At 30.7% G+C, this 14618-nt stretch carries 12 protein-coding genes; all 12 read left to right on the forward strand.

The annotated features are described in order from the left end of the window. Positions 1-125 precede the first annotated feature (125 nt). The 12 genes from rimO to J2Z80_RS05785 all read left to right on the forward strand — a co-directional run bounded on the left by rimO (position 126) and on the right by J2Z80_RS05785 (position 14618). Positions 126-1439 carry a 30S ribosomal protein S12 methylthiotransferase RimO gene (rimO, locus tag J2Z80_RS05730; RefSeq protein ID WP_209453541.1) on the forward strand — a complete coding sequence of 438 codons (1314 nt, stop codon included), beginning with the start codon at positions 126-128 and terminating at the stop codon, positions 1437-1439. Beyond that, positions 1436-1972, forward strand: coding sequence for a CDP-diacylglycerol--glycerol-3-phosphate 3-phosphatidyltransferase (pgsA, locus tag J2Z80_RS05735; protein ID WP_209453542.1), 537 nt, complete (start codon positions 1436-1438; stop codon positions 1970-1972). Before rimO ends, pgsA begins: the two co-directional genes overlap by 4 nt. Before the next feature lie 12 nt (positions 1973-1984). Beyond that, a complete protein-coding gene (locus J2Z80_RS05740) occupies positions 1985-3229 on the forward strand; it encodes a competence/damage-inducible protein A (protein WP_209453543.1) in 1245 nt (414 codons plus the stop codon). Positions 3230-3288: 59 nt separating this feature from the next. Further along, positions 3289-4320 (forward strand): recombinase RecA, encoded by a 1032-nt coding sequence (gene recA / locus J2Z80_RS05745; protein ID WP_209453544.1) that lies wholly within the window; start codon positions 3289-3291, stop codon positions 4318-4320. A gap of 40 nt (positions 4321-4360) precedes the next feature. After that, positions 4361-4960, forward strand: coding sequence for a RecX family transcriptional regulator (locus tag J2Z80_RS05750; RefSeq protein ID WP_209453545.1), 600 nt, complete (start codon positions 4361-4363; stop codon positions 4958-4960). Position 4961: 1 nt separating this feature from the next. Beyond that, positions 4962-6146 carry a DNA double-strand break repair nuclease NurA gene (locus J2Z80_RS05755; RefSeq protein WP_209453546.1) on the forward strand — a complete coding sequence of 395 codons (1185 nt, stop codon included), beginning with the start codon at positions 4962-4964 and terminating at the stop codon, positions 6144-6146. Continuing rightward, entirely contained in the window at positions 6143-6712 is a 570-nt protein-coding gene (locus J2Z80_RS05760) for an HAS-barrel domain-containing protein (RefSeq protein WP_209453547.1), read from the forward strand. The genes J2Z80_RS05755 and J2Z80_RS05760 overlap by 4 nt, the downstream gene beginning before the upstream one ends. Next, a complete protein-coding gene (locus J2Z80_RS05765; RefSeq protein ID WP_209453548.1) occupies positions 6709-8307 on the forward strand; it encodes an ATP-binding protein in 1599 nt (532 codons plus the stop codon). Before J2Z80_RS05760 ends, J2Z80_RS05765 begins: the two co-directional genes overlap by 4 nt. 18 nt (positions 8308-8325) lie before the next feature. Continuing rightward, positions 8326-9546, forward strand: a complete 1221-nt coding sequence (locus tag J2Z80_RS05770; protein ID WP_209453549.1) for a metallophosphoesterase family protein — start codon at positions 8326-8328, stop codon at positions 9544-9546. After that, positions 9547-12108 carry an AAA family ATPase gene (locus J2Z80_RS05775; protein WP_209453550.1) on the forward strand — a complete coding sequence of 854 codons (2562 nt, stop codon included), beginning with the start codon at positions 9547-9549 and terminating at the stop codon, positions 12106-12108. Between the two features lie 89 nt (positions 12109-12197). Next, positions 12198-13748 carry a ribonuclease Y gene (gene rny, locus J2Z80_RS05780; RefSeq protein ID WP_209453624.1) on the forward strand — a complete coding sequence of 517 codons (1551 nt, stop codon included), beginning with the start codon at positions 12198-12200 and terminating at the stop codon, positions 13746-13748. Between the two features lie 90 nt (positions 13749-13838). Then, positions 13839-14618 carry a TIGR00282 family metallophosphoesterase gene (locus J2Z80_RS05785; RefSeq protein WP_209453551.1) on the forward strand — a complete coding sequence of 260 codons (780 nt, stop codon included), beginning with the start codon at positions 13839-13841 and terminating at the stop codon, positions 14616-14618.

Here is a 14618-nt window from a genome sequence, read left to right on the forward strand (position 1 = left end):
AATATATCCATTAATTTCCTTTAAAGTCTATTTTAAAAGCTGTAGGGGAAGTCTGCGCTTTTTTGGCTACTTATATAATAAGTTTTCATAGTAAAGAAGAATTAATTTAATGAAAGGAGTCTTAAATGGTAAATGTCGGAATAATATCACTGGGTTGTGCAAAAAACACAGTTGATTCTGAAAAAATGCTTGGAATAATAAAAGAAAAAGGATATAACATAGTAAATAACGAAAATGATGCCGATGTATTGATTATAAACACTTGCGGATTTATTGAAAGTGCTAAACGTGAATCGATTAATTATATAATTGAAATGGGTAAGCTTAAAGAAAAAAGATTAAAATCTTTAATAGCAGCTGGTTGTTTATCTGAAAGATATAAAGAAGAACTTTTAAGCAATTTACCAGAATTAGATGCTGTCATAGGAACTGGTGATTTTCTAAAAATATCTGAAATAATTGAGAGTACTTTAAATGGCAAGCGTGTTTTAGAATATGGCCATGCTGATGAATTAGATGATGCAAACTCACCAAGAATGTTAAGTACTCCAAAACATTATGGTTATTTGAAGATTGCAGAAGGGTGTAATAATAAATGTTCTTTTTGCATAATACCAAAGCTTAGAGGTCATTATAGAAGTGTTAAAATTGAAGATTTAGTTAATGAAGCAAAAATAATGGCTAAAAATGGTGTAAGAGAATTAATTTTGATTGCAGAAGATACAACAAAATATGGCATTGATATATATAAGAAATTTATGTTACCAACTTTATTGAGAGAATTGTCTAAAATAGATGAAATTAAATGGATAAGAATTTTATATGCTTATCCAGACAGCATAACTGATGAACTAATAGAAGAAATCAGAACAAATAGTAAATTACTGAAATATATTGATATGCCATTGCAACATTCAAATAATGATGTTCTTAAACGGATGAAAAGAAATACACAAAAGGAAAAAATTGAAGAAATAATAGACAAACTTCGTACTATTTCTGGAATGGTAATAAGGACAACATTTATAGTTGGATTTCCAGGTGAGACAGATGCTGAATTCAATGATTTGAAAGACTTTATCAAAGAAAAGAAATTTAATAAATTGGGTGTATTTGCATATTCTAGAGAGGAAGATACCGAAGCATATGATATGCCAAATCAAGTTCCAGAAAAAATAAAGAAAAAACGGTACAACGAAATAATGCTTTTACAAAAAAATATATCTTTGAATAATAATAAGAGCTTAATAGGTACTGAATTAGAAATTGTTGTAGAAGGTTATAAAGACGGCTTATATTATGGTAGAAGTTATATTGACGCACCCGATATTGACGGGGTTACTTTTGTCAAGGCAGATAGAAAATTAAATATTGGCGATTTTGTAAAAGTTAAAATCTCCAAAGCGTTTGATTATGATTTAATGGGGGAGTTGTTGTGAACATAGCAAATAAAATTACTATAGCAAGACTGGTGTTGGTTCCTTTTTTTATAATTGTTATGCTATCTGGTATTAAATACGGTAACATAATATCAGCAGTTTTATTTGCAATTGCTTCCTTAACGGACAAACTAGATGGATATATAGCAAGAAAGTACAATCAAATAACTAATCTAGGTAAGTTTATGGATCCCCTTGTCGATAAAATTATGGTTTCTTCGGCTTTAATTGTTTTAATTCAGCTTGGTCGTATTCAAAGTTGGATTGTGATAATTATTTTATCAAGAGAATTTATAATAACAGGATTAAGAGCAATAGGTGCCAATAAAGGCGTAGTAATTGCAGCTAGTAACCTTGGAAAATACAAGACTACATTTCAAATAATAGCAATTATTTCTCTAATGTTAAATAATTACCCATTTGAATATATCTTTTTTCCGTTTTCTACTGTAGCAATATATCTTGCATTATTTTTGACAGTATATTCAGGCATAGATTATATCGTAAAATGTAGAAACATAATATTGGAATAAGAAGGTGTTATTGTGAAATGTGAGATAATATCTGTAGGCACAGAGCTTCTTCTTGGACAAATAGCAAATACAGATGCAAAATTTATATCTGAAAAGTTAACTTCATTGGGAATTGATGTTCACTTTCAAACCAATGTAGGAGATAATAAAAGTAGACTTTTAGAATGTCTAAAAATTGCTTCAAATCGCTCTGATATCATAATATTAACTGGTGGTTTAGGTCCAACAATGGATGATTTAACTAAAGAAACTGTGGCAGAATTTTTTGGACTTAAACTTATTGAAGACACAGATACAAAATTAAAGATTGAAGCATATTTTAAAAAATCAATGAGAAAAATGACTCAAAATAATTACAAGCAAGCTTTATTTCCAGAAGGTTCTAAAATTTTACCAAATGACAATGGTACAGCACCAGGATGTATTTTTGAAAAAAACGGTAAAAAAGTTGTGATATTGCCTGGACCTCCTTCAGAATTGATACCTATGTTTAATAATTATGTTTACCCATTCCTAAAGTCATTAAGCAACGACATAATTGTTTCTAGGGTAATAAAAATATTTGGCATAGGAGAATCACAAGTTGAGATGATGGTAAGTGATATGTTGTTATCAAAAAATCCAACTGTTGCTCCACTTATTGGAAATGGTTTTGTTACATTAAGAATAACTGCCAAGTCTGATGATGTTCAAAAGGCCAAAAAAATGATTGATAACATTGAAGCAAGTTTGAGAAAAATTTTTGGTGAATATATTTTTGGTGTAGATGATGATACTATGGAATCAATAGTTCTTAATTTGCTGAAAAACAAAGGATTTACGCTTTCTACTGCTGAATCATGTACAGGCGGATTGTTATCAGAAAAAATTACAAGCGTACCAGGTGCTTCTGAAGTCTTTAAATTTGGCGCAATAACATACAGCAACGAATCAAAAGAAAATATTTTGGGGGTTTCAAGTGAGATTATCAGGAAACATGGGGCTGTAAGTGAAGAGACAGCAAGAGAAATGGCTATGAATGTAAAAAATATTTCAAAAACAGACTACGGACTATCTATTACAGGAATAGCTGGCCCAAGTGGAGGTACGATTGAAAAACCTGTTGGATTAGTATACATTGGACTTGCATACAAAGATGAAATATACGTAAAAAAATTAATTTCAAATGGTAACAGAGATAAAGTAAGATTAAATTCTGCAATGCATGCACTTGACATGTTGAGAAGACATTTGACTGGTTTAAAAATTGACTATTAAATTTTCCTAATATATAATTGAATTATGAGGATTGCCTAAATTTGGCGGGAGGAGAAATTATGATAGAAAAACAAAAAGCCCTTGATATGGCTATAAGTCAAATCGAAAGACAATTTGGAAAAGGCTCGATAATGAGACTTGGCGATAACAGCAAACTTAATGTAGAGGTTATTTCGACTGGCTCTATTGACCTTGATATAGCTTTGGGAGTGGGAGGAGTACCAAGAGGAAGAATCATAGAAATATTTGGCCCAGAATCTTCTGGTAAAACGACTATTGCACTGCATATATTAGCTGAAGCACAGAAATTAGGAGGAACCGGTGCATTTATCGATGCTGAACATGCATTGGATCCCGCATATGCCAAAAACGTTGGTGTCAACATTGATAATTTATTGGTTTCCCAACCTGATACTGGTGAACAAGCTCTTGAGATTGTAGAGGCACTTGTGCGAAGCGGTGCTATCGATGTAATAGTAATCGATTCTGTTGCTGCTCTCGTCCCAAAAGCAGAGATAGATGGTGATATGGGAGATGCTCATGTAGGTTTACAGGCAAGACTCATGTCACAAGCTTTAAGAAAATTATCTGGCGTTATAAGTAAGACAAAATCTGTAGCTGTTTTCATAAACCAGCTTCGAGAAAAAGTTGGCGTAATGTTTGGAAATCCGGAGACAACTCCTGGCGGTAGAGCTTTAAAATTTTACTCTACGATTCGCCTTGATGTAAGAAAAGTAGATGCTATAAAGCAGGGCAATGATGTTGTAGGCAATAGAACACGGGTAAAAGTTGTAAAAAACAAAGTTGCACCTCCATTTAAGCAAGCAGAATTCGATATTATGTATGGCGAAGGCATATCTAGAGAAGGCAGCATTTTGGATTTAGCTGCAAGCATCGATATAATAGACAAAAGTGGTGCATGGTATTCTTACGGCGACATAAGGCTTGGGCAAGGCAGAGAAAACGCAAAACAGTATTTGAGAGATAATAAGCCAATTGCAGATGAAATAGAAAATAAAATTAGAGAAAATTTCAATCTTTTAGTAACAACAAAAAAGTCAGTTAGTGACAACGGAATTGAACAAGATTAGTAACCCTATATAGGGTTATTTTTCTATAAAAGGTGATAAAATGAAGATTACAAACATCGAAAAACAAAAAAACAATAGTATGCGATTTAATGTTTATATTGACAATAAATATGCATTTTCAGTTTCTTATGAAGAAAAAAAAGAATTTGATTTAAAAGAAGGAATTGACATAGATGAGGAACAATATAATTATTATGTAAACTTCTTAGTTAATAAAAGTGCATATAATGATTCACTAAAATTTCTTTCATATTCTATGAGAACCAAAAAAGAGCTTATTGATAAATTAAAATTAAAAGGTTACGATGATTCTATAATCAATAATGTTTTAGAAAAATTGATTCAGCAGCGTTACATAGATGATGAGTATTATACAGAGTTATATATAAAAGAAAAAAAGGAACGTCTATACAGCAAATATAGAATATACCATGAACTTTATAGAAAAGGAATTGATCCTTCTATAATTGCATCGAAACTTGATCAATTATATGAAGATGAAATAGATACGATTAAAAAATTGATTATCAAAAAACGTATTTCCACAAATGACAAATTGAAAATCAAAAATTATTTATTCAGAAAGGGATTCATGATCGAAGACATAAATAAAGCCCTCTTAGATGAGGAGGTTAATTAAATTGCTAAATAGGTCAAAATTAATTCCTTTAATTAACACTTTAGTTGAGAGTGAAAAAAAGGTATTTAATACGTTGATTGAGGATTTGAAAAATGCTCTTGATGAATTTAATAAAGTAAAGGGCGCAGAAGATGAATTGATTAAAAAGATAAAGTCAAGCAAAACATCTTGGCTTACTGCACTTCCTATAGAAAGCTTAAATGATATAAAGCCTGTATGCGAAATAACAAAAGACTACAGTGTTATAGCAGTAGATGGTTCTCAAATCATGCCTGATAGGCATGAAGTTCGTTTATGCTACTTGATAAACATAGGCTATGTAATATTTAATTACGGGAAAAATTCAAATGCCGAATTAAAATCAGAACCGACTTTATATTTTAATGAAGATGATCTGTATAAGGAATATGGGGGAATAAAAACATTAATTAACGCAAAAGATATAACATTTAAAAGAACAATTATGGAATACAACAAAGTTACCGAATGTATATCAAGAGTACAAGACGAAAATAAAATCGCTTTTGAAAATAAAATCGCTTTTATTGACGGAACTTTGATTGAATGGATGGTACAGGGAGATCCTAATGAGAAATTTATAATTGACAGCATACTTAGAACTTTTGATACTGCTCAAAAGTTTAACACACCTATTGTTGGGTATATTAGTTCACCTAAAAGCAATGATTTTATAAATATGCTTCGGATATCATTGTGTCCACAAGATCTTGTAAATTGCAATAATTGTCCTTATTTAAAAAATGATAAAAGTTTGCCATGCAGCATAATAAACAAAATAAATGACGCAGATTTATTCTTAAAAATACTTAAAAATGGAGAGAGGTCTCCATTATTTTTAAGTACATCACATATATTGGAAAATTATGGTGAGCATAAAATTGCATTCTTTTATCTCAATACTGGACATGAAATTGCCAGAATAGAAATTCCATATTGGGTTGCAGATGATAAAAGAAATTTAGATTTAGTACATTTTATATGCTATGATCAGTCAAAAAAAGGAAATGGATACCCTATATCGCTATCAGAAGCACATGAACAAGCCGTTGTTACAGGTGCTGATAGAGATTTGTTTTATAGTATGTTATCAAATTTATATATTAAAAATGGCATAAAAGTATCCCGTTCATATAAATCGCAGAGAAAAAGGAGTAGTATTTTATGAATCATATTGGCGAAGTAATAGAAACAAGTACGTTAAGATTTACATGTCAATCTGTAAAGTTGAATGACGGTCCTGATTTTGGAAGTTTTGTAAAGGCAATATCAAACGATATAACAATATATGGCATTGTCTACAATGTTTCCACGATGAGTGATGATCAAACAAGAAGACCAGTTGCATTTGGATTATCCGAAGAAGAGTTAAAAATGCAACAACCACAGATTTTTGAATTGATGCATACGTATTTTGATGTTCAAATAATAGGCTATAAAAAAGACAGATATATAGGATTAATCCCACCTAAGCCAGTAAAAATACACGCATTTACTTATCAATGCGATAACATTGATTTGAAGGATATAAGGGCAGATCTCAACTTCATAAAATATATATTAAACGGAAAAACAGGTGTAGAAGATGAACTTATTGCAGCTGCTATAAGGACCTTATATTATTCTACAGATCATGAAGAATCTTATTTAATAGATGTAGGCAAGGAATTAATAAGATTATTGAAAAATGATTTTGATAGATATGTAACAATAAAAAGGATGTGTAACATATGAAAGGTAAACTTTTTAGAGGTTCTATATCATCTGGTTTAGACATTAAGCTTACAGGAGACAGCATTATAGAGGATATAAAAGTTGGCAATTTCGTTGTCGTCACTGGAAAGAAAAATAAATATTTATGCATGGTAACAGATATTAAATATGAAGCTGTGAATCCTCAAATCATGATTAGTGGAACAAATTTTGATAGCGAGATTGATGAAAAAATAATAGAAGGAACAGGAGTGTACGGTGTTATTACACTATCCCCAATGATACAAGTTGATGAAAATCAAAATGCATTGACTGTTAAATCAATACCATCTTATGGTTCATATGCTTTAGATGCAGATAAAGACGATATATATGCAGTTTTTGGAGAGCCTTCTGATGAGAATTTCTACATCGGTACACCACCTGAAATGGACATTCCAATTTGCATAAATTTGAAAAAACTTGTTGAAAGGAGCACAGGTATCTTTGGGCGTGCAGGTACAGGAAAAACGTACTTAACAAGACTATTATTGTCTGGATTAGTAAAATCTAAGCTTGCTGTAAGCCTCATTTTTGATGCTCACAACGAATATGGTTATGGTGCAAAAAGTGAAAACAGCGGTTATGTAAAAGGATTAAAGCAATTATTTGGAAGCAAAGTTGCTATATTTACTTTAGATAGAGAATCTTCTTTACGAAGGCAAGTACCTATAGACGGTGTTTTAAATATAGCTTACAATCAAATAACTCCTGATGATATTTTACTTTTAAATTCTATGTTGAATTTGAATAGTACAGCAATCGAGAGTATATATCAAATAATGAAAAAAGAAGGCAATAATTGGTTGTATAACTTTTTAAACATCGATGCATCAGAAATCGATGAATATGCATTGGAAATAGGTGCTAATGGAAGTTCGCTGCAGGCTTTAAGAAGAAAATTAGAAAGATTTACAAAACTACCTTTTTTGATGAATGTGACTCCAAATGACTGTATTAAACAGATAATGGATTATTTACAGAATGGAATAAATGTCGTAATAGAATTTGGTAATGTCTCTACATTAGGCTACATGTTAGTAGCGAACATAATAACGCGTCATATACATGACATGTACGTTAAAAAATCTGAAGAAGCTATAGCAAACAACAGCAAAGGCCCCATACCTTTAGTCATTGCAGTGGAAGAAGCACATAGATTTTTAGATCCATCTATTTCTAAAGAGACTACAATGGGGGAAATAGCAAGAGAAATGAGAAAATATAATGTTACATTGTTGATCGTGGATCAGAGGACATCTCAAATTGACACAGAAGTAATGTCACAGATTGGCACAAAAATTACATGCAGGCTGGAAGATGACAATGATATAAGTTCATTTTTATCCGGTGTAAATAACGCTTCAAAATTAAGAAATGTATTGGCAAGCCTTGACCAAAAGCAACAAGCTTTAATAATAGGCCATGCTGTACCAATGCCAGTTGTTATTAAGACAAGAAATTATGATCAGGAATTTTACAAGGATGTTTCAACTTTTAATGATAGTGACTTTATAGACAAGCCTTTTTTGGAGTTAATAGAAAAAGAAAAGATCGATGAATTATTTCCAGATTAACTAGAAGAGGTGAACATTGTGATAAATATCGCTCATACCGCTGATATACATATTGGCATTGAAAATTATGGAACCATCAATAAAAAAACCGGTTTAAATACAAGATTGGAAGATTTCCTAAATGCTTTTGATAAGTTTGTCGATTATTCAATAGAAAATTGTGATATAGCTGTTATTTCGGGTGACATGTATAAATCGAGAGAGCCAAATCCTACACAGCAACGCGAATTAGCCAAAAGGATTAAACGTCTTTCACAACACATACCTGTCGTCATAAACAATGGGAATCATGATCAGCCTAATTCTGATTCAAAAGCAAGAGCCTTTGATATATATAAAATACTTGATGTGGACAATGTGTATGTAGCAAATAAACCAGACGTTTTTCTCATAAAAACCAAAAATGGTCCAATACAAGTGGCTTGTCTGCCGTATTTCCCGAAGAGTTTTTTACTTAAACTGGAAGAAAGCAAAAATTTAAGTATTGATGATATCAACAAAAAAATGGTAGAAAAGATAAATACGATTGTTGATATATTGACATCAAAACTTGATTCTTCAATACCCTCAATTTTATCCGCCCACTTATCAGTCACAGGTGCTGTAACAAGCAGTGAAAAAAGTATAATGATTGGTGACGATGTCGTCGTTCCTATAAGTGTTATTGCTAGACATCAATATAAATATGTAGCTCTTGGACATATACACAAATATCAAGTTATTTGGGATACCCCTCTTACAGTATACAGTGGAAGCATAGAAAAGATAGATTTTGGAGAAGAAAAGGATGAAAAGGGATTTTGCCATGTTATCATAGATGGTGAAAAAGTACTACATAAATTTATCAGTACAAATTCACGAGAATTCAAAACAATTAATATAGAAGTCAAAAGCAATATTTCACCTACTGAAGAAATATTAGACAAATTAAAAAGGTATGATCTTAGTAAATCTATTGTAAGATTAAATTTAAAAACTACAAAAGAGATTGATAAACATATACGATATAGAGAAATTGATAAATATTTTATTCAAAATTCATATTATTTTGTTGGAATTAAAAAGGATTTTGATATAGATAAAGGAGCCTTAAGGAATCCCGAGATTAATGAACAATTAAACCCTATAGATGCACTTTCAAAATATTTCCTATCTATTGATTTAGATGTGGATAAAAATGAGCTATTAAACAGAGCCTCCCTCTTATACAAAGAACTTATTGAAGAGGTGAATAAATAAATGGTACCGATAAAACTTACTTTAAAAAACTTTATGTCTTATTCTGAGCATGAAGTAATGGATTTTACAAGGTTTCATGTAGCGGCAATCGTAGGTAAAAACGGAAATGGCAAGTCATCACTTTGGGATGCTATAACATGGTGTATATGGGGAAGAGCAAGAGGATTAGATGGCGCGGGAAGAGGCAGCGATGACCTTATAAGAATTGGTGCTGATGAAATGGAAGTAGAATTCATATTTGAAATCAATAATACTAAATATAGAATTTTAAGAAAGAAAAAAAGGAACTCTAATTCCATTTTGGAATTTAATATTATAAACGATGATGGCACATTAAAATCATTAACTCAAGAAAAATTGGAAGACACGAAAAACAAGATTGAAAAAACAATTATGTTGGATTACGACACTTTTGTAGCATCGTCATTTATGCCACAAAATAAATACGGTTTCTTTTCAGAGGCTGATCCTACTAAAAGAAAAGAAATATTTTCAGAAGTATTAGGTTTAGATGTTTATGACAAATTACAGGAAAAGGCGAAATTAAAGCGAAATGAATATGAAAAAAAAGTTAATATAATAGACGAACAATTAAAATTGTATATGAATGAAATAAAAGATAAAAATGAATTAATCAATCAAAAGGAAGAGTTATCTAAAAAGTGCAACGAAATAAAATCTGAAATTGATAAATTAAACAATGAAATGAATATATTACAGGAAAAAAAGCGAAATATGGAGGACACTATCATAAAGTATAATGAATACATCGAGAGAATCAAAATGGATGAAAAAGTCATTTCAGAATATAAATTTATGTTGAGTGACCTTGAAAACAAAATAAATGAAATCAACAAACTTATAAAAAATGAAGATTCTATTTTTGAAGGCTATAATACTTTTAAGTCATTGCAAGATCAGTTAAAAGAGCTAGATAACAAATATATGCAATTTAATGTTCTTGAAAAAGATAAAATGAAAATAAAGAATGATATTAATTTATTGAAAAAAGAAACCGAATTAGAGCTTAAGAATTTGCAATTTAAATACAATGAAAGCTTAGAAAAGTATAAAGATATTGAAAAAAATACTAAAGAAGTAGAAACTCTGGAAAAAGAGCTAGAAAAGCTCAACAATTTACAAGATAAAATAATGAATAATGAAGATGAAATTCAAAAATGCACTCAAAAAATAGCCGAACTTAAAGCTTCATTTAAAGGCTACAATGATAGAATTAGTGAGCTTAAAGAAAATTATAATACGATATTAAAAACAGATGCTAAATGTCCTTTGTGTAATTCGCCTCTTGATCAAGAAAGGAAAAGTAGTTTGCTGGACGATTTTAAAGAAAAAATTAATGGGTACAAAAAAGAAATATCTATACTCAAAGATGAAATTTTAAAAGAACAAAACAATTTAGAAGTTTTAAGAAAAGAGCGAGAAAATTTATCGAATTTACAACACAAGCGGGAAAGATTAGTTGCTAATATAAATACACTAAAAAATAATTTATCAGATAAAGAAAATCTTTTAAACCAGCTAAATGAATTAAAAAGAAAAATAGAAGATATATCAGATTGTTTAAATAACAACAAGTATGCAGTTAAAGAAATAGAAAAGTTGTCTACAATTGAAAATAAGTTAAAAGAGTTGAATTTTTCAGTGGAATTTTATGAAGACATAAAAGTTAAATATGAAAAATATAGAGATTATGAAAAGAAATATGAAAGGTTAAATATCTCAAAACAAAATATTGTTGATTATCAAAATACATACAGCAATTATAAAAAGACAATAGACATGTACACTGAAAACCTAAAAAAAGACAAAGAAGCGTTGGAGTATTTTAAATCTCAATGTAGCGGATACGATGTATTAATAAACGATATTAAATCTTTAAAACAAAAAATAGATATTTTAAATAATGAATTTCTAAACTTGAATGCAAATTTAGCATCGATTTCTGACAGAATAAGAAGAATCGAATATTTAGAAACAAAAATTAATGACTTAAATAAAGAAAAAGATAATTATTTGACTGAAATACATTATTATGAGATATTAGAAAGGTCCTTTGGCAAGAAAGGCATACAAGCACTTATAATCGAGAATGCTCTGCCAGAATTTGAAGATACAGCAAATAATTTTCTTTCTAAACTTTCAGATGGGAAAATGTATGTAAGTTTATTAACTCAAAAAACTAATAAAAATGGTTCAGTACAGGAAACCCTTGATATAGAAATCTCCGATGAACTTGGCAAAAGAAAATACGAATTATTCAGTGGAGGTGAAGCCTTTAGGATTAATTTTGCATTGAGAATTGCACTATCAAAATTTTTATCAAAAAGAGCAGGAGTTAATTTACAAACATTAATAATAGATGAAGGTTTTGGATCACAAGATGTAATAGGGCGTCAAAATATTATTGATGTTTTAAATATGATAAAAGATGAATTTGAATTAATAATTGTTATAACGCATATAGATGAACTTAAAGATAGTTTTCCATACTCGATAGAAATAACAAAAGATGAAAATGGTTCACACATAGTATATTCTTAATCATATGGATTAGCAAGGAGACTAACTTGACATAATTTTGAAATAGGACTAAAATATAAAATGAGTATCAACAAAGGAGGTGTAGGCGTATTAACAACATTAGTCCACTAATTTTAGCAGTATTTGTATTAATCGCTATAGCAATTGGTCTTTTTATCGGATATTTCGTACGTAAATTTATAGCGGAATCCAAAATAAAAAGTGCTGAAGAATTGGCCCGTACTATTTTGGAAAATGCGAAAAAAGATGGTGAAAATAAAAAGAGAGAATTGCTGTTGGAAGCAAAAGAAGAAATTCACAAACAAAGGACAGATTTGGAAAAGGAAGTCAGAGATCGCAGAGGCGAACTTCAAAGAATGGAAAGGCGCTTAATTCAGAAAGAAGAGTCTCTCGATAGAAGAGCTGAGACATTAGAACAAAAAGATGCTTTAATTGAAAAAAAACAAAAAGAAATTAGCAATTTAGAAGAAGAAATTAAGATTATGCATCAAAAAGAAGTTGAAGAATTAGAAAGAATATCAGAATTAACTAGAGAAGAGGCCAGAAGTATTTTATTGAATGATGTAAAGAATGAAATTTCTCATGAAGCTGCGTTAATGATAAAAGAAATAGAAGCAAAAGCGAAAGAAGAAGCTGAAAATAGAGCTAGAGAAATAGTAGTTACATCTATTCAAAGATGTGCAGTTGATCATGCAGCTGAAACAACAGTTTCGGTTGTCGCTTTACCAAACGATGAAATGAAAGGAAGGATTATTGGACGAGAAGGGCGAAATATAAGAACTCTGGAAACATTAACAGGTATCGATTTGATTATTGATGATACACCTGAAGCTGTAGTCATATCTGGATTTGATCCAATAAGGCGAGAAGTTGCACGCATAGCATTGGAGAAACTGATAGAAGATGGAAGAATACACCCTGCTAGGATTGAAGAAATGGTAGAAAAAGCTAAAAAAGAAGTAGATAATGTCATTATAAAAGCTGGAGAAGAAGCAACATTTGAGGCAGGCGTCCATGGAATTCATCCTGAATTGATTAAATTACTTGGAAGATTGAAGTTTAGAACTAGTTACGGACAAAACGTATTAAAACATTCAATTGAAGTTGCACATTTAGCAGGACTTATGGCGTATGAATTAGGAGCAGACGCTAATATAGCCAAAAGAGCTGGATTGCTACACGATATAGGAAAAGCAGTTGATCATGAAATAGAGGGTCCTCATGTAATGATAGGTGCTGATCTTGCAAAAAGATACCATGAATCTAATGAAGTGATTCATGCTATTATGGCACATCATAATGACGTTGAGCCGCAAACTGTTGAAGCTGTTTTAGTTCAATCTGCAGATGCCATATCAGCAGCAAGACCTGGTGCAAGGCGTGAAACACTTGAATCGTATTTGAAACGTCTAAACAAATTAGAGGAAATCGCTAATTCATTTGATGGTGTTGAAAAGTCATTTGCGATACAAGCTGGGCGTGAAATAAGAATAATGGTAAAACCTGAAATTATCAATGATGAATCAACAATTATGTTAGCTAGAGAAATTACTAAAAAGATTGAAGAGGAATTAGAATATCCTGGACAAATTAAAGTTATTGTGGTTAGGGAAACAGTTGCAGTTGATTATGCTAAATAAATTGAAAATAAAGCGTGCATATGCACGCTTTTAGATTTATAAATCGTAATTAAAGTAATATAATAATATTATGAGAGAATGGAGGTTTCTATGAATACTCTTATTATAGGCGATATAGTCGGAAGAGTTGGAAGAAATATATTAAAAGAGAAATTAAAGGAAATAATTGAAGAGAACAAAATAAATTTGGTTATTGCCAACGCTGAAAATGCGGCAGGTGGCAATGGAATAACTAGAAAAGTAGCAGATGAGCTTTTTGAGATGGGTATATCTGCATTAACAATGGGAAATCATGTGTGGGATCAAAAAGAGATATTCAATTTTATTGATGATGAAAAGAGGATAATTAGACCTGCAAATTATCTACCCAATACGCCAGGACGAGGTTCTTCATTACTAAATATTAATAACATTAAAATAGGAATTATAAATTTACAGGGGACTGTGTTTATGCAATGTAATAAGAACCCTTTTTTATCTGCTGATGATGAAGTAAAAGCTTTGAGAGAGCATACGAATATAATACTTGTAGATTTCCATGCAGAGGCAACATCGGAAAAAATAGCCTTAGGACATTATTTAGATGGAAAAGTATCGTGTGTATATGGGACACATACACATGTTCAAACAGCTGATGAAAAAATTTTGTCTGGTGGCACAGGATTCATAACGGATGTTGGTATGACAGGACCATATGATTCAGTTCTTGGAATGGATAAAGAGAAGATAATAAAAAAATTTACATCGTCTATCCCTGTAAAATTTGATATAGCGAAAGGACCTGCACAGATAAATGGATTAGTCGTAAATATTGATGAAAATACAGGAAAGTGTATTGATATTTATAGAATAAACAAAAATTACATATAA

It is taken from the genome of Thermoanaerobacterium butyriciformans (assembly GCF_017874545.1).
Lineage (GTDB): Bacteria > Bacillota > Thermoanaerobacteria > Thermoanaerobacterales > Thermoanaerobacteraceae > Thermoanaerobacterium > Thermoanaerobacterium butyriciformans.

What these genes read in the sequence shown, in the direction of transcription:
- recA (WP_209453544.1), top strand. Translation starts at nt 3,289, where the DNA reads ATGATAGAAAAACAAAAAGCCCTTGATATGGCTATAAGTCAAATCGAA.
- J2Z80_RS05760 (WP_209453547.1), top strand. Translation starts at nt 6,143, where the DNA reads ATGAATCATATTGGCGAAGTAATAGAAACAAGTACGTTAAGATTTACA.
- J2Z80_RS05775 (WP_209453550.1), top strand. Translation starts at nt 9,547, where the DNA reads ATGGTACCGATAAAACTTACTTTAAAAAACTTTATGTCTTATTCTGAG.
- J2Z80_RS05765 (WP_209453548.1), top strand. Translation starts at nt 6,709, where the DNA reads ATGAAAGGTAAACTTTTTAGAGGTTCTATATCATCTGGTTTAGACATT.
- J2Z80_RS05785 (WP_209453551.1), top strand. Translation starts at nt 13,839, where the DNA reads ATGAATACTCTTATTATAGGCGATATAGTCGGAAGAGTTGGAAGAAAT.
- rimO (WP_209453541.1), top strand. Translation starts at nt 126, where the DNA reads ATGGTAAATGTCGGAATAATATCACTGGGTTGTGCAAAAAACACAGTT.
- J2Z80_RS05750 (WP_209453545.1), top strand. Translation starts at nt 4,361, where the DNA reads ATGAAGATTACAAACATCGAAAAACAAAAAAACAATAGTATGCGATTT.